The following is a 19,696-nucleotide window of genomic DNA, read 5'->3' as shown; positions in this document are numbered from 1 at the left end:
CTACTTTGACAGCCTCGGCATGCCTCGGCTCACGTAACCTCAACTTCTTGAACCGCCCGGTGCGGACCCGCATGCCGGGTGGTGTGGGAGGGGACCGGTCAGGTACACTGGTCGCCCCTATCCCGATTGTGAGGCAAGCATGAAAAACGTGATCATCGCCGCCGTCCTGCTGGGCGCAAGTGTGTCGGGGCAGGCCCAGATCAATGTCCGCATCGATATCGGACAGCCGGGATTTTACGGACGCATCGACCCGGGCGATATTGGCCGGCCGCAGGTGGTCTATACCCAGCCGGTGATGGTGGAGCGCTATGCGCGCGGCGCGCCCGAGCCGGTATACCTGCGGGTGCCGCCGGGGCACATGAAAAAATGGAGCAAGCATTGCGCGCGCTACGACGCGTGCGGGCGCCAGGTGTATTTTGTGCGCGATGACTGGTACACCAACACGTATGCGCCGCGTTACCGCGACATGCGCGGCGGCGGGCGCGATCATGGACGCGACCGCGGGCAGGAGCGCCACGAGCGGGATGACCGGCGTGAGCGCGGGCACGGCAACGGGCATGGCAACGGCAATGGCAATGGCCATGGCAATGGTCACGAGCGCGACAAAAACGGATTCCGCTAACGCGGTGTTGGCGTCGCAAACCCTGAAACTGAGCAGCGTGAGCGCGATTGCCCATATCGCAGTAAACTGACGTTGTCAAAGACTTCAGGGAGATTCTCTTGCGCGGCGAAATTGTGATTGTCGGAGGTGGGGCGGGCGGTTTGGAACTGGCCAGCAAACTGGGCCGCAAGCTGGGTCCGTCCAAGGTGTTTCTCGTCGATAGCCGCCTGTACCACATCTGGAAACCCTCGCTGCACGAAGTCGCCGCCGGCACCCTCGATATCCACCAGGAAGGCTTGTCCTACCAGATGCTGGCGCACGACAACGGCTTCAGCTTCGTCTACGGCGCCCTGACCGGGCTCGATGCCGCCGCCAGGCGCCTGACCATCGGCCCGATCCGCACGCCGCAGGACGAAGAAGTGCTGCCCGAACGCACGCTCGAATTCGGCTCGCTGGTGATCGCCGTCGGCAGCACCTCTAACTACTTCGGGGTGCCGGGCGCGAAGGAATACACGATTTCCCTGAACGCGACCGAAGACGCCGAGCGCTTCCGCCTGCAACTGCTCAAATTGCTGGCCCGGGCCGATGCGCGCAAGCCTGTCGAGCCGGACGCGGGCGTCGACATCGTCATCATCGGCGGCGGCGCCACCGGGGTCGAGCTGGCGGCCGAACTGCGCGAAGCGAGCGCGGTGTACACCACCTATGGCTTCCAGCACCTCAAACCGCAGCAGGACGTGCGCATCACCTTGCTCGAAGGCGCTCCGCGCATTCTCGCGCCGCTGCCGGAACGGGTGTCGAACGCGGCCCTGAAGCTGCTGCACGAGCGCGGCATCAAGGTGGTCAACGAGTGCCGCGTGACCGGCATCGGGCCCGACCAGGTGACCGACAAGAACGGCAACGTCTATCCATCCGATCTGTGCGTGTGGGCGGCCGGCATCCGCGCGCCGGAATTTTTGGCCACGCTCGGCTTGCCGCTGGCGAAGGGCGGGCAGATCGAGGTAGACGGCTTTCTGCGCGTTAAAGACGCGCCGGGCCTGTACGCGATGGGCGACTGCGCCGCCTGCGTCGACGCCGACGGCAAGACGGTGCCGCCGCGCGCGCAGGCCGCGCACCAGCAGGCCGATTACCTGCTGGACACCTTCCTGCGCCAGCAGCGCGGCAAGGCGCCGCCGACCAAGCCTTACGCCTACAAGGATTATGGCTCGCTGGTGTCGTTCGGCCAGACCACCACCGTTGGCAGCCTGATGGGATCGCTGAAGGGCTTGAGCTGGTTCGTCGAAGGTTTCTTCGCGCGCATGATGTATGTCAGCCTGCACCTGATGCATCACGCGGCCGTGCTCGGCTCGGTGCGGACCGGCGTGCTGGCGCTGGCGCGCTTCCTGATCAAGCGCAGCACGCCGCAAGTGAAGCTGCACTGAGCGTCGAATCTGTCCTCGGTGGCCAGTTGCCGTGTCGTCTTGATGCCGGCGCGCTTTTTGATATCTGCCCTGCAGGGTGCCGATCGAATTGAGGCCGTCGTGCCTGACGCCCGGCTGCGCGCGAACGCGACTTCGCAAGCTCACGCGCGATGTGCCCGATTCAAAGAGCTTCAATCTTCGCAACTGCCCTGGGCAGCCGACCCGCAGCAGGACGGGCGCCCTGCGTGAAAAAAGATTGAACTTCTTTTCGAAGCACTGGGTCTATATCCACTTTCGTTTGAAGTGCGACACACTGTGGCAAGCAAGATTCCGCCGCTGTCATTAAACACGCGCCGCACGATCAGGAATCGGACATTCGCGCCGCTCAGCGGCAGTGAGGCGGCAGGCCGCCCCGGCATGCACCTTGCTCAGCGCCGATGACTTGGAGGTTGGGTTGAATATCTCACCCATACGTGTTGAAGTTATCGAGGCCCGCCGCAGCCGCAAAGGTGGCGCCATCGTGTTGGCGCGCCCGGTGCCAATGAAGGTAGCGGCGGCCTGCGGTGGCGCGATCGTGCTCGCTCTTGCGCTGCTACTGGTTTTTGGCGAATACAGTAGCAAGGTAAGAGTGAAAGGCCAACTGGTGTATGCCGGCGGCGCCATCAAGGCGGTCGCCCCGCAATTTGGCCGCATCGGCGCGCGCTCCGTGCAGCCGCAAGAAGTTATTGTGGCCGCATTTAAGGATTATGTTATGTCGATTTCGCTTGATAAGCCTGTAGCTGCTGAAACGGTAACTCCGCCGCCGTTTTTCTTTTTTGCTACACAACGCGCACACGGCTTTTGGCGGTACCTTTGGCCGTTTCAATCCGTGAGGCAAACTATAATAACGCTCGCACTGACGGCAGTCCTAGTGATCATTTGCAGCGTGGTGCTGCCTGAGTCCGTGAACTTTCGCGTCAGATTGCTTATCTTTCTTTGCTTCGTCATCACCGTCGTACGCGAACTCCGCGAGCAATTGCCAGGAAAAACTACAATTGCGGTATCGAGGGGCCCGGCCCGCCAATTAATACCAGATCTAAAGCACGTCATTCTTGAGCTTGGTTACACGGAGACCTCGCCCTCTGCCAAGGGTGACCGTTTTCATTTTCGCCCAAACCCTGAACTCAGCCTTTTCTTACCCAAGCACGATGTCGAACTGTTCATAGCTGACGAAAACATTATCGAAGTCTTGGGCGCAATAGGCAGTCTCAAGCAGGTAATCATGAAACTGAACTGGAAGTTGGAGACGTGAAATGGCCACCACGCCATTCTTTCGCGGTGCCCGCCTGCCGCTGATTCTCACGGCGGAAGTGGCCGAGTGCGGACTAGCTTGCCTGGCGATGGTCGCCTCCTGCCTGGGCTTGCGTACCGATCTGGCGGCCCTGCGCGGACGCTTCCCCACATCGCTGAACGGCACCAGCATGCTGACGCTGACCGAATACGCCCAACGCCTGAACCTGTCCACCCGGGCGCTGTCGCTGTCGCTGGAGGAGTTGCCCCACTTGAAAACCCCGGCCATCCTGCATTGGGGATTGAACCATTTCGTCGTGTTGCGCCGGGCCCCGGCCCTGCAAACGGCATTTATCCTTTGAGTGCCGCCGCCTTGGGCAAGGTCAACGTCAGCACCGTGCCGCGCTGCTGGGCCGGCGTTACCGACAGCTCCCCGCCCAGGTAGCGGGCGCGTTCGCGCAGCAGGCGCAGGCCGTGGCAGCCGGACGATTCACCGGGCTTATCGCCCGGCCCCACGCCGTTATCGCGCACCGTGAGCATGATCTCGTCGCCGCCATCGTCGAGGATGACGTCGACTTCGCTCGCCCCGGCGTGCGCGGCGACGTTGCGCAAGCCTTCTTCCAGCGCCCGCAACAGGGCCACGCCGTGTTCGCGCGCGTAGACCTCGTCTTCGTCCGGCAGGCTGCAACGCGCCACGACCCGGTGCTCCTTGCCGAAATCGCCAACCAGCTCGGCGATGGCCGATTTGATTCCCAGAAACTCCAGCTTATCGTTCCACAGCGACAATTGCATGTCGCGGTTGGTGTTGATGATGGTCAACAGGAGCTGCTTCATCTGGGCGGTGCGGTCGTGCAGCGCTTTTTCCTGAGGCAATTGTTGGGTCAGCAGGGCCAGGTGCATGGTCAGGGCCGTCATCGACGAGCCAAGACTGTCGTGCAGCTTGCGCGCCAGCTGGCGCCGCTCATCATCCCAGCATGTCGTCAGATGGCCGAGCAGTTCTGCCAGGTCGGCATTGCGCTCGGCAAGCTGGCGGTCCGGTGCGGCGTCGGGCGAGGAGGAGGGCGGTAGGGTCATGCTCGGCTCAGTGAATGTTTCCCAAATCATACAACAGCTTGCGGCGCTTGTCGCCGCGTCGCGCCGAGCTCGCTTGGTGCGGTGCGGCATCGTCGGCGCGCGGTTTTCTGGTCATTCCGGCACGTCGATTATCTGCCACTTTTTTCGCATCGGGGAAGCGATTCGCGACCCCGCCCTTGCCTGGCTATCCTTCGATGGTGGCGCACTGGCCGATGGCGTCGAGCAGGTGGGCGATGTCGACCGGCTTGACCAGGTGCTTGTCGAAGCCGGCTTCGAGCACGCGGCGCTGGTCGTCGGCCAGGCCGTAGCCGGTCAGGGCGATGAGCTTGATGTGGCGGGTGTCGCCATCCTGGCGCAGGCGGCGCGCCACTTCGTAGCCGTCGATGCCGGGCAGGCCGATGTCGACCAGGGCGACGTCGGGCAGGAAGCTGCGCGCCATCTGCACGCCTTGCACGCCGTCGGCCGCGTGGCGTACCGCGTAACCGTAGGCGCCGAGCATGGTCGCCATCATTTCGCGGCCGTCGTCGTTGTCTTCGATCAGCAGGATGGCGGGCTTGTGCTCGCCGGCCGCGCCGGCCGGCGCCACGTCAGCCGACGGCGCCGCGGGCGCCGCGCGCGGCAGTCGGATGACGAAGGTGGAGCCGGCGCTGGCGCCGTCGCTGTGGGCCGACACTTTGCCGCCGTGCAGTTCGACCAGGCGCCGCACCAGGGCCAGGCCGATGCCCAGGCCGCCTTGCGCGCGGTCGAGCGTGATGGAGCCCTGCACGAACACGTCGAACACATGCGGCAGCAGTTCAGCCGAGATGCCCACCCCGGTGTCGCGCACTTCGAGCACGATCTCGTCGTCGTTGTCGGACACCGCAATGTCGATGGTGCCGCCGGGCGGGGTGTACTTGAGGGCGTTGTCGATCAGGTTGGTGGCGATCTGTTCGAGCCGGGTAGGGTCGCCGTCGACCCAGGCCGGCTCCATGTCGACATTGAGCAGGTAGTTGCCGGTGCGGCCGGTGGCCTTGAAGGTGTCGAGGCAGGCCGATACCAGCGCGGCGACGTCGAGCGTTTGCTTGTCGAGCAAAATCTTGCCGGACATGGCGCGCGAGAGGTCGAGCAGGTCGTCGACGATGCGCGACAAATGCTGGCTCTGGCGCTGGATAATTTGCTTGGCGCGGCCGACCGAGTCGGTGCCCACGCCGGCCAGCCCGATCAGCGAGGCGGCGCTGCTGATGGCGGAAAGCGGATTGCGCAGTTCGTGCCCGAGCATGGCCAAAAATTCATCCTTGGCGTGGCTTTTCGCTTCGGCCGCCTGGCGCTCTTCCATTTCGCGGGTGAGGCGCTTGTTGGTGGCGGTCAGTTCGGTGGTGCGCTGGCTCAGCTTGTGGGCCTGGCGCTTGAGTTCCTCATTCTTGGTGGCCAGCGCCACGAAGACCTGCACCTTGGCGTGCAGGATCTGCGGGATGACCGGCGTGAACAGGAAATCGGCGGCGCCGCGCTGGTAGGCTTTCAGGCGGTCGATTTCATCGGCCAGGAAGGCGGTGACAAAAATGATGGGAATGTCGGCCGAACGGGCGCGCTGGTGGATCGCCTCGGCCGTTTCGAAGCCGTCCATGCCGGGCATGTTAACGTCGAGCAGGATCACGGCAAAGTCGTGCAGCAAGACCTGGCGCAAGGCTTCCTGGCCGGAGCGGGCGGACAGGACGGAGTAGCCCGATTCATCGGCCCATTGGTCAAGAAGACTGGTCAGTGCCAGCAGGCTGGCGGCATCGTCGTTTACGACGAGAATCTTCGGCTTGTCTAAGTTGGTCACGTCATTCCTGCGCTGCGGTGGGGGTTGAATCACTTCAAATGCATTGCTGCCGGATAGCAGAACCGGAATGGTCCACCGGAGGACAGCGAACGCGGCTGTCGTGTCCGTACGGCGCCCATCATAGCAATCGGGTAATCCAATGTCAAAATGCAAGCGAATAGGGTAGCAACGCAATGCAAGGTACGCTAACGCACATACGAGGGGGTGGGCGTATGCGATAGTGACAACAGGACAACCGCTGCCGGACGGCCCAACCGAACGGCACACGGTTCATCGCCACCATCGTGGCGTGGCACATTGAAAAGGGTAAGCCATGAATATCAACACCATCGTAGATGCCGAATTTACCGGCAAATGTTTCCGTGACCTGCGCAATGCGCCCCTGTCCGCCATGCGCGGGCTGAGCACCAAGGACGCCAAGGCCCTGCACGAAGCGTTCAATATCACCACCATCGGCGACCTGGCCAACCTGAAGTTCGTCAAGTGGGCCAGCGCGATTAATGTCCTGGCCGACGAAGAGTGCGATACCTCCGAGCAAGCCGCCAAAGAAACCTTGCTTGACGATGCGGTCGAGATGACCTTCCCGGCCAGCGATCCGATTTCGGTCGACTCGGGTATTACGCGCATTGAAGTACCGCCGGAGATGGTCAACGCCAGCACCGATCACCAGCATGCGAAGTCGATCGAGGCCAGTACCAAGCAGGGTGGCAAGGGGCGTTAACATCGGCCGGGCGCAGGGGGCGTAACGCTTTCCTGCATTCGTAGCCGATCACCCTGAAACCGTCGTTCCCGCCGAGGGCCGCCTTGGCGTGGAAACGACGGTTTTTGGTTTTGTGGGAAGGTTTTTGTACGTCGATGTTCGGAGGGCGGAGCAGGGCAACAGGCGACCCGCGCCCGTCATTGGCTACCTCAACGCCGTGGCGCCACGCCCACGGAATCCTGCACCAGCGGCGTGGTCGGCGTGGCTGGCGTGGCCGATGTTGCGCAGAAACGGTTCTTGCCGCCGCGCTTGGCCTCGTACAGCGCGTAATCGGCAATGCTGATCAGCGCTTCCACCGTCTCGGCGTCATCCGGATAAATGCTGATCCCGATACTGGTCGACAGGCGCAAGGTCAGGTCGTTGATGAAAAACGGCTCCGACACCGCCTCGACCAGCTTGGCCGCCGGCCCGTGCGCGTCGACCAGGCCGGACACTTCGCCCAGCACCACCATGAATTCATCGCCGCCCAGGCGCGCCACGGTATCTTCCTTGCGCGAGGACGCCACCAGGCGCTGCGCGACAATTTTCAGCACTTCATCGCCATACGCATGGCCATAGGTATCGTTGATCGCCTTGAAGCCATCGAGGTCGAGATACATGATCGCGGCCTTGTGATGATTGCGGTTGGCGTGCTGCAAGGTCGTTTCGATGCGGTCTTCCAGCAGGCGCCGGTTCGGCAGCCCCGTCAACGGGTCGTGCAGCGCCAGTTCCTGCTGTGCCTTGCTGTATTGCGCCAATTCCTTGTAGAGCAGGCGCACTTCCAGCATGTTATGGATGCGCTTGTGTACTTCGAGCAAATCGAAGGGCTTGCTGATGAAGTCGCGCGCGCCCGCTTCCAGCGCGGCAATCTTGAAAGTCGGCTGGGCGGTAAGCGCCAGCACCGGCAAGTAACCACCCTGTTCGATTTCTTTCAGGCCCTTCATGACCTGGAAGCCGTTCATGCCCGGCATTTGCAGGTCGAGCAGGATCAGGTCGTAGCAGTGCTGGCGGTGCAGCGGGCAGACTTGTTCGGGGAGCATAGTCGAGCTGACGCAGTTGTATCCTTGTTCGCGCAATATCTCTTCCATCAGTTCGATATTGTCGGACGAATCGTCTACAACCAGTATTTTTGCGTTCAGTATGTCTTCTCGGCTTGGCATACATAGTCTCGGTCAAGGCGGAGGGGCGTGCGGCAAAGAGCGCACGCGCGATTTTAATATGTTGCTAGTGTAACAGTGTATCGAACATTTCTTGTAGGACAGCGCCGCGTGCGCCGGTAGGACTCCAATTCCAGGCTAACGAGGACCATTCCCCGCCATCGTGGCCACTGTGGCGATCAGTTCGCTCGGCTCGACCGGCTTGGCGATATGCGCCATGAATCCCGCTTCCAGCGCGCGCAGCCGGTCTTCCGAACGGGCAAACGCGGTCAGCGCCACCGCCGGCACGTCGCCGCCGCCGGCGTGGCCGAGCGCGCGCACCCGCGCCAGCAGCTCAAAGCCATCCACATCCGGCATGCCCAGGTCGCTCACCAGCAAGTCAGGCGGTGACACACGGAACTCGGCCAGGGCATCGGCGGCGCTGGCCGCGGTGCGTACCGTGGCGTTGCAGTCAGATAATATCCGACGTATCAGGTCGCGTGCGTCCGGTTCGTCGTCAACTACCAGAACGTTCAGGTGCGACAGGTCGCGCAACAGGATGTCGGGCGTGAGCGGCGCCATCGGCAGGGTGGGAGCGCGGCCGGCGCGCGCGGACGGGCTCTGGCGGTTGGCTGCCGGCAACTCGATGGTGAAGGTGGCGCCGCGTTCCTCGCCGGGGCTGTCGGCGCGCACCGTGCCGCCGTGCTGCTCGATCAGGTGCTTGACGATCGACAGGCCCAGCCCCAGCCCGCCGTGCTTGCGCGTGGTGGAGGCGTCGCCCTGGCGGAAGCGCTCGAACACGTGCGCCATGAATTCGGGCTTGATGCCGACCCCCGTGTCGTGCACGGCAATTTCCACATGGCCGTCGACGGCGCGCAGTTCGATGCGCACATTGCCGTCGCGCGAGGTGAACTTGATGGCGTTCGAGAGCAGGTTCCAGATCACCTGCTGCAAGCGGGCCGGGTCGCCGGCGATCATGCCCACGCCTGGCGCGACGAATCTGTCGAGGCGGATGTTCTTGGCGTCGGCCGCCGGGCGCACCGTTTCGATGGCGGCGTCGATGAACACGGTGGGCGAAATGGTCTGCATGTCAAGCAGCACCTTGCCCGAGGTGATGCGGCTCATGTCGAGCAAGTCTTCGATCAGCTGGGCCTGGGCGCGCGCATTGCGCTCGATGGTTTGCAGGCCGCGTTGCAGGTCGGCCTGGTCGCGGCTGCCGCGCCGCAGCACCTGGGCCCAGCCCAGGATCGCCGACAGCGGCGTGCGCAGCTCGTGCGACAGGGTCGCCAGGAATTCATCTTTCATCTGGCTGGTGCGTTCGGCCTCGGCGCGCGCCGAGCGTTCGCTTTCCAGCAGCACCTTGCGCTCGTCGGCCGCGTGCTGGGCCGCTTCGTACAGGCGCGTGTTGTCGATCGCCACCGCCGCCTGGGCCGCGATGCCGCCCACGATGCGCTCGGTGCGCTCGCTGAAGATGGCCGTTTCGGGGTGGCTGAAGAACAGGCTGCCGAGCACCTCGCCGGAACGGGCGATCACCGGCACCGCCAGGTAGCTGCGCACGCCGGCTTGCTCGTCGGCAAGGCCGGCATGGGGTTGGAATGCCGCATGGCGCGGGTCGGTCCGGATGTCGTCCGAGCGCAACACCTCTTCGCCGCGCAGGTTCGGCCCGAACAGCGCGCTGGTGCGCAGTTCGCCGTCGATCTCGAACTCGGGCGGGGGCACGCCGGCCACCGTGTGCAGGGTGAACAGGTCGCCGTCGCTATCCTTGCCATGGTAAAAGAACGCGCCGAAGCGGGCGCCGCTGATGCCGGTGGCGGCGTCGGTCACGGTTTGCAGCAGCGAGCGCAGGTCGCGCTGGGAAGCGAGCGCGCTGCCGGTGCTGTTGAGCAGTTCGAGCACGTTCGATTCGTCGCGCAGGGCTTGCTGCACGCGCTTGACCTGGTCGACGTCGGTATTCGTGCCGAACCAGCGCACCACGTGGCCGAGGCGGTCGCGCACGGCGTTTACGCGCGTTAAGAACCAGCGGTATTGGCCGTCGGCGCCGCGGATCGGGAATTCCATCTCGAACGGATTGCCGGTGCGGATCGATTCGTGCCAGCGCTGCAGCATTTGCGGCAGCACGTCGGGGTCGTGCGTCGATTGCCAGCCCCAGCCCACCATCTGGTCGGGCGTGGTGCCGGTGTATTCGTACCAGCGCTTGTTGAACCAGACGATGGCGCCGTCGGCCTGGGCCATCCAGGCCAGCTGGGGAATCGAATTGGCCAGCGCGCGCAGCACTTCTTCGCTTTCGCGCAGGGTGTCTTCGGCGCTCTTGCGGGTGCTGATGTCCTGCACCACGCCGGTCATGCCCAGCACGATGCCGTCGCGGTCGTAGTCGGCCCGCCCGACCACGGCGATCCAGCACTGGTCGCCGTCGGGGCGGTCGACCCGGCACTCCATGTTCAGGTCGGTATGCTGGGCGAAGGCTTGCAAGAATTCGGTGCGCGCCATGTCCTTGTCGCCGTCGTGCAGGCGTTCGCGCAGGCTGTCCCAGGGCAGCGGTGTTTCCGCCGGCAAGCCGAAGATTTCGGCGGCGCGCGCGCCCAGGGTCACGCGGTCGGCGCCGGCGTCCCAGCGCCAGTCGCCCAGCCGTCCGGCCGACAAGGCCACCTGCAGGCGGCTGCTGCCGTCGAGCAGGGCCTGTTCGTCGGCCTTGCGCTTGGTGATGTCCTGGAAGTACACGGTCAGGCCATCGTCGGACGGATAGGCGCGCAGGTCGAACCAGCTGCCCAGGCTAGTGTAAAAGAATTCGAAGCTGACCGTTTCCTGGGAATCCATGGCGCGCCGGTACTGCGCTTCCACGCCGCTGTCGCGCAGTTCGGGGAACTCGTCCCAGATGACCCGGCCCAGCAGGGCCTCGCGCGGCTTGCCGCGCGCCGACAGCAGTTGCAGCGCGCGCGCGTTGATGTAGGTGATGCGCCAGCTGCGGTCGACCGCGCAAAAACCATCGGTCAGGCTTTCGAGCATGTTTTCCATGCGCGTGTTGGCCTGGCGCAGGGCGTCCTTGGTTTCGGTCAGCTCTTGCTGGGCACGCTGGCGCGCGGCCAGCACGCTGTTGGCGTTGCGCAATGCTACCGAGCGCATCAGTTCGGTTTCGTCGCGGTCGTCGGTCACAGGCGCTCCCGCAGGATGGCGCACGCCAGCGCAGTGCCGGCCACGCGCGCGGCGATCTTGGCAAAGGCCGTATCGCGGCTGGTGGAACGGTCGTCGCAGAAGGGCGAAAAGCCGCAGTCGTCGGTGCTGCCGAGCTGGGAAGGGGCAATGAACTCGGCCGCCTGCAAGATGCGCTGGCACACCAGTTCGGGCGTTTCGATGCGTGGATCGATCGGGTCGATCACGCCGATGAAGACGCGCTGGCCGGGCCGGATGTACTGGGCGATGATCTTGAGCACGCGCACCGGGTCCGGCTCGCGCGCCATGGCGATGTAGAAATTGCCGACTTTCAGCTCAAACAGGCTGGGCAGGAGTTCGGCGTAGTCGACGTCCGCACTGTGGGTCGAGTCGCGGTCGGCGCCGGGGCAGGTGTGGACCCCGATCAGGGCTTGCTCGGCAGTCGAAAAACGGTTCAGCGCCAGGTTGTTCAGGTCGATGAAGCTCGACAGCAGCTCGCCGCTCGGATCGAGCTTCATGGCCAGCCGGCCTTCGGTGAAGTCGACCTGCACCTTGTGCGCGCCCTGGTCGAGGCAGCGCCGGATTTCGGTCTCGTGCTCGCCCAGCAGGTCGTCGATGAACTGGTCGCGCGAGTAGCCGGGCAAGCCTTCGGGCGGGTACATCAGCGACAGGGCCGAGGGTGAAATGACGGCTTGCTTGACCGCCACCGTGGCATAGCGCTGCGCCAGCGCGAGGTAGCTGTCGGCGTAGCGTTCGTAGTGGAACGGGGCGCGCATCAGGCGCGGCATGCGGCGCGTGTGGCCGTCCGCGAACGGGATCTGGAAGCCGTCCGGCGCGGTGTTGGGCGAGCCATGCACGCAGTAGGTCAGGAAATTGTGGTATTTGCGCTGCTCGCCATCGCTGATGACGGTCGAGCCGGTCGCTTCCATGCGGGCGATGGTGTCGCGCACGGCGTCCTCGTACAGCGCGTCGAGTTCGCTCTCGCTGAGCGTGCCGCTGTCGACCGCGGCGATCAGGGCCGCTGGCCGAGGTATGCTGCCGATTGGCTCGGTGGGAATCATCATCTGTCTGTCGGCAATCGTGAAGAAATGGGCGGGGGCGGCCCCCGCAACGTCTCCTGCTTACTGCATCGGGCGGCGCCTTGCGATTCTAGCCGACCGGCGCCGCGCCACACGCTAGTGTCGATCATACTCCGGCGGGCCGGCGCCGGGAGATTGTCGCCAATGCCGCTTGCAGCTGTTCGAGTTCGTAGGGCTTTTGCAGCGACTGGTGCGCGAACTCGACGTGGCGCAGCAGGGCGTCGCCGTAGCCGGAGGCGAAGATCACGTTCAGGCCGGGGTACAGGCGCACCGCCTCGCGCGCCATGTCGACCCCGGACATGCCGGGCAGGCTGACATCCGAGAACAGCACGTTGTAGCGGCTGTGCGCCATCAGCGCCAGCGCGTTTTCGGCGTCGCCCACGCCTTCGGCTTCGTGGCCGAAAGCCTTGAGCATTTCGACCACCAGGTATTGCGAATCGAGGTTGTCTTCGACTACCAGGATGCGCAGGCCGTCGGCCGGGGCGGGCACGCTGGCCAGCGGCGCGCTCGGGGTCAGCGCGCACAGCACGCCGCCGACCGCCTCGCCATCGCGCACCGGGGTGAAGTAGAGATCGTAGTCGGCCGATGCGAGCGCGCCGTCGCGCACGAAACCGAGCTGCTGGCGTTCGAGCTGGCGGACCTCGCCGGCGAGGGCGAGGTCCAGGGTGGCCGGGCTGGCGGCGAGCGGGGCCGGCCAGACCGCGGGCACCCGCCCGCCCGGCGCGCGCGGATGGCGCGGACCGGCCAGCTCGGCGTAGGCATGGTTGAACACGATGATGCGGCGCGGACCCCACACCAGCAGCATCGGCAGCGGCGTGTTGAGGACGATGTCGACCGCCAGGCGCAGGGTGGCGGGCCAGGACTGCGGTTCGCCCAGGTCGGTGGTGCTCCAGTCGGCGCTGGCGACTCCGGCGCTGTTACCAGATGCGTGCATGAGAAGCCTGTTTCATGAAAAGGGGGACGGTTGTAGTTGTAGAAACGAAAACATGAGCGAATCGTACACCAAAAGGGGGCAAATCGGCTTTTTGCTGAGGGCTGGGATGGGCGCGGGCGTGCGTTGCAACGCTGATCGGATGGCTGGGCGTAAACGCGCGAGGCCGCAGCTTTGTGCAAGCGACGGCCCTCAAAAATACTCCTCCGATCGGTCAGCGATGAACCAGTCGGTCGCCGACGCAAGCAAGCGCCATCGCCGCTTCGCGCAGATCGATGGTCAGGCTCAGGTCGTAATCGGGGGGATTTGCCGAGTCAATGACGACACCTTTGACTCTCATTGGGATGCGCTGCGTGCCGTGCACAAGGTGAACCACCGAGCCGATTGCTACCAATCACTCAATGAGCTTCCCATCCAGCACTCCAGCCTTTTCCCGAGGAAATTTGCTGATGCCAGTGATGTCAAACGCAAACGGCACGAAGTGCGTCGCATCGTCATGAGGCGCCAGCGTCGCGCGCGGACATCTCCGCAACGCGGCCTTCACGGATGGCCCGCCGGATTTGCTCGTCAGTGCGCTTGGGCGTGATCGCCAGATCTTCGACACGGACAATTTTGCCACGACGACTGCAAAAGATATCGCGCAGAAATGCTATCTCAGGAGCGATGCCGGACCTTTTCAAGAATGCGTCAATGTTCATGACAGAAGTCCCTTTCGAGAAGCGATGTAGGCATTCAAAGTGTACCATGAGGGACTTCCGTCCGCGAGGTCGAAAGTCATTTCCCATCCGTCCCCATATCGCTTCCACCAGTTGAGGTCGGTCTGGATAACTTCAGACACCGTCGTGGCGGTGGAAAGTAGCGGATGAGTTTGGAGTTGTTGACGTATTGTCTCGTGTAGCGGGGCGTTGAAACCAAGCCGTGGCCAATATTCGTAGCCCCAAAAGTGTTCGGACCAACTGCGGCCCTTCGCACCGGTCCCGCCCGCTGCCAGAAGTTCAATACGCACCAATCCGAGGGTTTTGGCAAGCTGCGCCATCCGCAGGAACGTGATTGCTCCGAAGCCGGAAGGGGCGTTGGTGAACCAGATATAGTCCAGGTAAAGGACGTGGCCATCGCGCGCCTTCCGGATTTCGATGATATTACATTGTCGAATGAACTGCGCATGCGTCACCACCATTTGAATATCGCTGCGCATGGTGATCAGACGAACCGAGCCACCACCTGGGCAGCCGGACAGGATTTGGATTTGTTTACGGGTAAGTACCCGGCCGCCAATCTCAACACGTTTGCCGCCGAGTAAGACCCGCGCCCGGCGGTTCAAGATGGCGTCAACCTGACTTGGCGGATTACTTTTCCAGGGAAGCCCAAGGTAGTAGCGCAGCGATTCAAGTAGATGCATCGACCGATGGTAGTGCGGATCAGGGTGCGCGTTGAGTGAAACGAGAGGACGGTTTGATCGCAATCAATTCCGCGGGATGCACTTGGGGCCGTGGCGGAAGCGGCTGCCGCTCGCTATGCGAGCGCTGAACACACAGGCAAAAAAAAGCCCGCTCAGAGAGCGGGCTGAATCTATTTTCTTGGAGGAGAATAGAGGAGACAGATGCAGTATGCTGCGTTGCGGAAAATAAATCTAATTGATGTTTGTGATGTCAGTTATCCGTTCTGTTTATAGCTCAAATACAAACAAGGGGTGATTCATGGCAAGTATCGTCAAACACAGGAAAGTCAACATCGTCGTGCTCGGGCAGGATGAGCCGATCGGCGAGCACTGCAAGCCGGGCGACATCGCCATTTCAGCCGCCGCCGACGGCTGGTGGACCAGTTTCATCGGCGACGATGGCGCCATCGACAGTTACGACATTCCCTACCCAAGCTACCAGGAAGCCTTGTGGGCGGCCAAGGCGGCGGCCGAGTTCGGCGTGTGAAGCGGCGCTGACGCCGCTTTGTTGCAAGCCGGCTGCCACGACAAGCAAGAAACCAACGGTAACGAATAGCTGTTAACGTGCGCTGCTTTGTGCATGACAGAAAATGTTCTACGATAGCAAGCATGCGTAGACTGCCATTCCTGACCATTTCCATCGCATGCGCCGGCTTGTTGCATGCAGCCGGCGCGCGCGCGGAAGTGGAGCAGTTGTCCCTGCTCGATTTTTCGCTGGAGCAGCTCTCGGACATCGTGGTCAGTTCGGTGTCGCGCCAGCCGGCCCGCCTGGCCGACGCCCCCATTTCGCTGTACGTGATCGCCGGCAGCGATATCGAGCGCGCCGGCGCGCGCAGCCTGCCCGAGGCGCTGCGCCTGGCGCCCAACCTGCAGGTGGCGCGCAGCGACGGCGGCAATTACGCGATCACCGCGCGCGGCTTTTCCAGCACCATCGAAAACAAGCTGCTGGTGCTGATCGACGGGCGCAGCGTGTATTCGCCGCTGTTTTCCGGCGTGTTCTGGGATGCCCAGGATGTGGTGATGGAAGACATCGAGCGCATCGAAGTCATCAGCGGTCCGGGCGCGACCATCTGGGGCGCCAACGCGGTCAACGGCGTGATCAACATCATCACGCGCAACGCCGCCGGCAGCCAGGGGGCGCTGCTGTCGATGGACGCCGGCCGCCGCGAGCGCGGCGCCACCGTGCGCCAGGGTGGCCGGCTCGACGACGGCGGCGCCTACCGCGTGTATGCCAAGGCCATCGACATCGACGATTATCCCGATGCGCCCGGCGGCGGCATGGAGCGCCGCCAGGCCGGCTTTCGCAGCGACTGGAAACACGCCAGCGGCGCCGCCAGCGCCAGCGCCGACCTGTACCGCACCAGCGTGCACCGGCGCGGCGGGGCCGAGATGCGCGGCAGCGGCGCCAATCTGCTGGGACGGGCCAACGGCGCCCTGGGCGAGGGCAGCGACTGGCGCGTCCAGGCCTCGCTCGACCATACCGAACGGGTGCAGGACGGCACCGGCGCCCAGCGCCTCGACACCGTCGACCTCGAATTCCAGCACGGCGCGCGCCTGGGCCGGCGCCACAACGTGCTGTGGGGCGGCGGCTACCGGCATGCCTGGGACCGGGTCAAGGGCGGCACTTCGCTGGAATTTTTTCCTGCGGACAAGGATCTGCGCTGGGCGAATGTGTTCGCGCAGGATAAGATAGAACTGAGCAGTACCCTGCGGATGAGCATTGGAGTGAAACTGGAACACAATACGTACACCGGCATGGAAACGCTGCCCAGCATGCGCATGGCCTGGAACGCCAGTCCCACCAGCGTGGTGTGGGCGGCCCTCTCGCGCAATGTGCGCGCGCCGTCGCGCTTCGACCGCGATTTATACGTGCGCAACGCCAGCGGCGGCTACAGCATCGCCGGCGGGCCGGCGTTTGTCGCCGAAACGGTGCGCGTGGCCGAAATCGGCTACCGCGCCCAGCCGCTCCCCAGCCTGTCGTATTCGCTGACCGCCTTCGCCAGCGATTACGACCGCCTGCGCACCCTGGAGCCGCGTCCGTCCGCCCAGGGCGCCCAGTTCGCCAACCTGGGCGAGGCCAACACGCGCGGCCTGGAATTCTGGAGCCGTTGGCAGGCCGCGCCGCGCTGGCGCCTGGTGGCCGGCCTGGTGCTGCAGGATATCGACGCCAGCCTCGACCCCGCCAGCCGCGACAGATCGGCCGCGTTCGGCGTGGCCACCAACGATCCGGGCAGCTACTGGTCGCTGCGCTCCTCGCACGAACTGTCCGACGCGCTGCAGGCCGAACTGGCGCTGCGCCGGGTCGGCCAATTGCCGCAGCCGATGGTGCCGGCCTACTACGAACTCGACGTGCGCATGGCCTGGCAGCCGCGCCCGCGCCTGGAGCTGGCACTGTCGGGCCACAACCTGCTGCATGCCTCGCACGCCGAGTTCGGCGCGCCGGCCACGCGCCGCATGATCGAGCGCGCCGTGTCGCTCCAGCTGAGCGCGCGGTTTTGAGCGCGCTGTTCGCCATGCCGCCCCGCGCCTCGAGCACCCCGCGCCACCCGCCGCCGCGCCTGGCCGCATGCGCCATGCCGCTGCTGCTGGGACTGGCCATGGCGCTGGCGCTGCCCCCGTCGCTGGTGCGCGCGGCGCTGCCGGCCGGCGGCGCCGTGCTGCCCGAACGCAGCATCAAGGCCGCGTTCCTGTATAAGTTCCTGGGCTACGCCGAGTTTCCGGCCTCGGCTTTTGCCGACGCGAACGCGCCGCTGGTGATCGGCGTGGCCGGCGCCGACGAGCTGGCGGCCGACCTGGCGCGCATCGTCGCCGGACGCGCGGTGCAGGGCAGGGCGGTGCTGGTGCGCCCGCTGCGCGAGCACGATCCGCTGGCCGGGGTGCACCTGCTGTTCATCGGCGGCGACGATCCGGCGCGCCTGCGCACGGCGCTGCGCGCGATCGGCGCCATGCCGACCCTGGTCGTGACCGAATCGCAACAAGGACTGCAACAAGGCAGTGTCATTAACTTCAGGATCGTCGAAGAGCGCGTGCGCTTCGATGTCTCGCTGGAAGCGGCCGACCGGAACAGCGTCAAGCTCAGTTCGCGCCTGCTGACAGTGGCCAATCACGTTCACAAGGGAGCACCGTGATGCAACACGACAGCGGCTCCGTCCGTAGCAAACTCATCCTCATGGCCGTCTCGACCACCTTCGTGGCCCTGCTGGCGGCCTCGATCGCCATGCTGCTGTACGACCTGCGCACCTTCCAGCAATACTGGGTTGACGACCTGATGACCCAGGCCGACATCATCGCCAGCGTCAGCGCCCCGGCGCTGGCCTTCAACGATGCCAGGAGCGCGCAGCAAAACCTGGCCGTGCTGCGGGTGCGCCCGCAAATCCTGTCGGCCGCGGTCTACACCAGCGCCGGGGTGCGCTTCGCGTCCTACACCCAGGGCTCGCTCGAGCCCTCGTATCCGGTCAAGCCGGGGCGGCCCGGCTACACCATCGACCATGGCGAGCTGGTGGTGTACCACAACATTGTCGACAATGGCGAAGTGCTCGGCACGGTGTACCTGCGCGCGCGCTTCGGCCTGGTCGAGCGCCTGCTCAACTACGCGGCCATCCTCGGCATCGTGCTCCTGGTCTCGCTGGTGATCGCGGCGCTGGTGGCGTCCCGCCTGCAACAGGGCATCACCCGGCCGCTGCTGGCGGTGACCAACGTGGCGCGCGAAGTGATGCAGCGGCGCGACTTCAGCCTGCGCGTGCCGGGCAATAACAGCGGCGAAATCGGGGTGCTGGTGGCGGCGTTCAACGACATGCTGGCCGAAATCGGGCGCCGCGCGCACGCCCTGCAGGAAGCGAACCTGACCCTGGAGCACGAAATGCAGGTGCGCCACCGCGCCGAGGAAGCGCTGCTGGTGGCCGACCGCCGCAAGGACGAGTTCCTGGCCACCCTGGCGCACGAGTTGCGCAATCCGCTCGCGCCGATCCGCACCGGGCTCGACATCCTGCGCATCCGCAGCGGCGACGCCCAGGCCACCCAGCGCGCCACCGACATCATGGAACGCCAGCTGCGCCAGATGGTGCGGCTGGTGGACGACCTGCTGGACGTGTCGCGCATCAATACCGGCAAATTCGCCATCAAGATGGGCCGCGTCGAGTTGAAAGCCGTGGTCAACGATGCGCTGGAAGTGGTGCGCTCGTACATCGAGCTGCACGGCCACGAACTGGCGATCGACCTGCCGGACCGGCCGGTGTTCCTGCATGGCGACGCCACGCGCCTGGCGCAGATTTTGTCGAACCTGCTCAACAATGCGGCCAAGTATACCAACCGTGGCGGGCGGGTCGCCCTGAGCGCGCGCGTGGAAGAGCGCGACCTGATCATCCAGGTGGCCGACAACGGCATCGGCATCGCGCCCGACATGCTCAACCACGTGTTCGAAATGTTCGTGCAGGTCGACTCGACCCTGGAGCGCACCAATGCCGGCCTGGGCGTGGGCCTGTCGCTGGCGCGCCGCCTGGTCGAGCTGCATGGCGGCAGTATCGAAGCGCACAGCGCCGGCATCAACCGCGGCAGCGAATTCATCGTACGCCTGCCGATCGTGGTCGAGCCCGAAATGCCGACCAAGACCAGCCCGGCCGCCTTCATGACCTCGGAAACCTACCGGATTTTGCTGGCCGACGACAATGTCGATTTTGTCAACAGCATCGGCGCCTTGCTCTCGGCCATGGGGCACAGCGTGGTGATCACCCACAACGGACCGGACGCGCTGACGGCGGCGGCGCGCTTTTGCCCCGATTATGCGTTTCTCGACATTGGCCTGCCGCAGATGTCGGGCTACGACCTGGCGCGCGGGATCCGGCGCCTGTCGTGCGGCCAGATGACCTTGCTGATCGCGGTGACCGGCTGGGGCCAGGAAAAGGATCGCCAGCTGGCGTTCGAGGCCGGCTTCGACCATCACATGGTCAAGCCGGTGCGCTTCGAGCAGATCGAGGAGATCCTGAGCAACCGCAGCGTGATCAAGAAGGTGCGCAGCTAGTACCTCATGTGACGCAAGCATACGCGCTGTTGCATGGTGATGAAGTGGCAGCAATGGGCGATGCCGG

At 64.5% G+C, this 19,696-nt stretch carries 17 protein-coding genes; 9 read left to right on the top strand and 8 right to left on the bottom strand.

Annotation, left to right across the window (positions count from 1 at the left end):
• Positions 1-139 precede the first annotated feature (139 nt).
• From F0185_RS29380 to F0185_RS29365, 4 genes are all read left to right on the top strand, one after another.
• The gene (locus F0185_RS29380) at positions 140-622 is read left to right on the top strand and encodes a hypothetical protein (protein WP_167231188.1); all 483 of its coding nucleotides are present in this window, start codon (positions 140-142) and stop codon (positions 620-622) included.
• A 98-nt stretch (positions 623-720) separates the two neighbouring features.
• On the top strand, positions 721-2,019 hold the full coding sequence (locus tag F0185_RS29375; protein WP_167231185.1) for an NAD(P)/FAD-dependent oxidoreductase: 1,299 nt from the start codon (positions 721-723) through the stop codon (positions 2,017-2,019).
• Positions 2,020-2,452: 433 nt separating this feature from the next.
• A complete protein-coding gene (locus F0185_RS29370; protein ID WP_167231182.1) occupies positions 2,453-3,289 on the top strand; it encodes a hypothetical protein in 837 nt (278 codons plus the stop codon).
• A 1-nt stretch (position 3,290) separates the two neighbouring features.
• Positions 3,291-3,629, top strand: a complete 339-nt coding sequence (locus F0185_RS29365) for a cysteine peptidase family C39 domain-containing protein (RefSeq protein ID WP_167231179.1) — start codon at positions 3,291-3,293, stop codon at positions 3,627-3,629.
• Here F0185_RS29365 and F0185_RS29360 read toward each other — a convergent pair.
• Positions 3,619-4,341, bottom strand: coding sequence for a sensor histidine kinase (locus tag F0185_RS29360; RefSeq protein ID WP_167231177.1), 723 nt, complete (start codon positions 4,339-4,341; stop codon positions 3,619-3,621). The two genes, F0185_RS29365 and F0185_RS29360, sit on opposite strands and share 11 nt — an antisense overlap.
• 184 nt (positions 4,342-4,525) lie before the next feature.
• Positions 4,526-6,142, bottom strand: coding sequence for a response regulator (locus F0185_RS29355; protein ID WP_167231174.1), 1,617 nt, complete (start codon positions 6,140-6,142; stop codon positions 4,526-4,528).
• 313 nt (positions 6,143-6,455) lie between these two features.
• Here F0185_RS29355 and F0185_RS29350 point away from each other — a divergent pair, with 313 nt between their 5' ends.
• A complete protein-coding gene (locus F0185_RS29350; protein WP_167231171.1) occupies positions 6,456-6,863 on the top strand; it encodes a hypothetical protein in 408 nt (135 codons plus the stop codon).
• 188 nt (positions 6,864-7,051) lie between these two features.
• On the opposite strand, the gene F0185_RS29345 is transcribed toward F0185_RS29350, so the two are convergent.
• The 6 genes from F0185_RS29345 to F0185_RS29320 all read right to left on the bottom strand — a co-directional run bounded on the left by F0185_RS29345 (position 7,052) and on the right by F0185_RS29320 (position 14,573).
• Positions 7,052-8,041, bottom strand: coding sequence for a GGDEF domain-containing response regulator (locus F0185_RS29345; protein ID WP_167231168.1), 990 nt, complete (start codon positions 8,039-8,041; stop codon positions 7,052-7,054).
• A gap of 135 nt (positions 8,042-8,176) precedes the next feature.
• Positions 8,177-11,167 carry a hybrid sensor histidine kinase/response regulator gene (locus F0185_RS29340; protein WP_370664087.1) on the bottom strand — a complete coding sequence of 997 codons (2,991 nt, stop codon included), beginning with the start codon at positions 11,165-11,167 and terminating at the stop codon, positions 8,177-8,179.
• On the bottom strand, positions 11,164-12,228 hold the full coding sequence (locus F0185_RS29335; protein WP_167231165.1) for a cobalamin-independent methionine synthase II family protein: 1,065 nt from the start codon (positions 12,226-12,228) through the stop codon (positions 11,164-11,166). The genes F0185_RS29340 and F0185_RS29335 overlap by 4 nt, the downstream gene beginning before the upstream one ends.
• 121 nt (positions 12,229-12,349) lie before the next feature.
• Entirely contained in the window at positions 12,350-13,177 is an 828-nt protein-coding gene (locus tag F0185_RS29330) for a response regulator (protein WP_167231162.1), read from the bottom strand.
• Between the two features lie 491 nt (positions 13,178-13,668).
• Positions 13,669-13,872, bottom strand: coding sequence for a hypothetical protein (locus tag F0185_RS29325; protein ID WP_167231159.1), 204 nt, complete (start codon positions 13,870-13,872; stop codon positions 13,669-13,671).
• The gene (locus F0185_RS29320) at positions 13,869-14,573 is read right to left on the bottom strand and encodes a hypothetical protein (RefSeq protein ID WP_167231156.1); all 705 of its coding nucleotides are present in this window, start codon (positions 14,571-14,573) and stop codon (positions 13,869-13,871) included. The genes F0185_RS29325 and F0185_RS29320 overlap by 4 nt, the downstream gene beginning before the upstream one ends.
• A gap of 298 nt (positions 14,574-14,871) precedes the next feature.
• Between F0185_RS29320 and F0185_RS29315 the strand changes: the two genes are divergently transcribed.
• The 4 genes from F0185_RS29315 (at position 14,872) to F0185_RS29300 (ending at position 19,629) form a co-directional block, all read left to right on the top strand.
• Positions 14,872-15,099 (top strand): hypothetical protein, encoded by a 228-nt coding sequence (locus F0185_RS29315; protein WP_167231153.1) that lies wholly within the window; start codon positions 14,872-14,874, stop codon positions 15,097-15,099.
• A gap of 122 nt (positions 15,100-15,221) precedes the next feature.
• Complete coding sequence (locus F0185_RS29310) at positions 15,222-17,111, top strand: TOL_0244 family TonB-dependent receptor (RefSeq protein ID WP_167231150.1); 1,890 nt, start codon at positions 15,222-15,224, stop codon at positions 17,109-17,111.
• On the top strand, positions 17,108-17,740 hold the full coding sequence (locus tag F0185_RS29305) for a TOL_0243 family YfiR-like periplasmic protein (protein WP_167231147.1): 633 nt from the start codon (positions 17,108-17,110) through the stop codon (positions 17,738-17,740). Before F0185_RS29310 ends, F0185_RS29305 begins: the two co-directional genes overlap by 4 nt.
• Entirely contained in the window at positions 17,740-19,629 is a 1,890-nt protein-coding gene (locus F0185_RS29300) for a sensor histidine kinase, YfiR-like protein-associated (RefSeq protein WP_167231144.1), read from the top strand. The genes F0185_RS29305 and F0185_RS29300 overlap by 1 nt, the downstream gene beginning before the upstream one ends.
• The last annotated feature ends 67 nt before the right edge of the window (positions 19,630-19,696 follow it).

This window comes from Massilia rubra, from assembly GCF_011682065.1.
Lineage (GTDB): Bacteria > Pseudomonadota > Gammaproteobacteria > Burkholderiales > Burkholderiaceae_D > Telluria_A > Telluria_A rubra.
Note: the sequence above shows the minus strand (reverse complement) of the source record. Positions and strands in the feature narration are given on the sequence as shown.

Excerpts from the sequence above, each read along its gene's own strand:
- F0185_RS29380 (WP_167231188.1), top strand. The coding sequence starts at position 140 with ATGAAAAACGTGATCATCGCCGCCGTCCTGCTGGGCGCAAGTGTGTCG.
- F0185_RS29365 (WP_167231179.1), top strand. The coding sequence starts at position 3,291 with ATGGCCACCACGCCATTCTTTCGCGGTGCCCGCCTGCCGCTGATTCTC.
- F0185_RS29360 (WP_167231177.1), bottom strand. The coding sequence starts at position 4,341 with ATGACCCTACCGCCCTCCTCCTCGCCCGACGCCGCACCGGACCGCCAG.
- F0185_RS29350 (WP_167231171.1), top strand. The coding sequence starts at position 6,456 with ATGAATATCAACACCATCGTAGATGCCGAATTTACCGGCAAATGTTTC.
- F0185_RS29345 (WP_167231168.1), bottom strand. The coding sequence starts at position 8,041 with ATGCCAAGCCGAGAAGACATACTGAACGCAAAAATACTGGTTGTAGAC.
- F0185_RS29335 (WP_167231165.1), bottom strand. The coding sequence starts at position 12,228 with ATGATGATTCCCACCGAGCCAATCGGCAGCATACCTCGGCCAGCGGCC.
- F0185_RS29330 (WP_167231162.1), bottom strand. The coding sequence starts at position 13,177 with ATGCACGCATCTGGTAACAGCGCCGGAGTCGCCAGCGCCGACTGGAGC.
- F0185_RS29325 (WP_167231159.1), bottom strand. The coding sequence starts at position 13,872 with ATGAACATTGACGCATTCTTGAAAAGGTCCGGCATCGCTCCTGAGATA.
- F0185_RS29320 (WP_167231156.1), bottom strand. The coding sequence starts at position 14,573 with ATGCATCTACTTGAATCGCTGCGCTACTACCTTGGGCTTCCCTGGAAA.
- F0185_RS29315 (WP_167231153.1), top strand. The coding sequence starts at position 14,872 with ATGGCAAGTATCGTCAAACACAGGAAAGTCAACATCGTCGTGCTCGGG.
- F0185_RS29310 (WP_167231150.1), top strand. The coding sequence starts at position 15,222 with ATGCGTAGACTGCCATTCCTGACCATTTCCATCGCATGCGCCGGCTTG.
- F0185_RS29300 (WP_167231144.1), top strand. The coding sequence starts at position 17,740 with ATGCAACACGACAGCGGCTCCGTCCGTAGCAAACTCATCCTCATGGCC.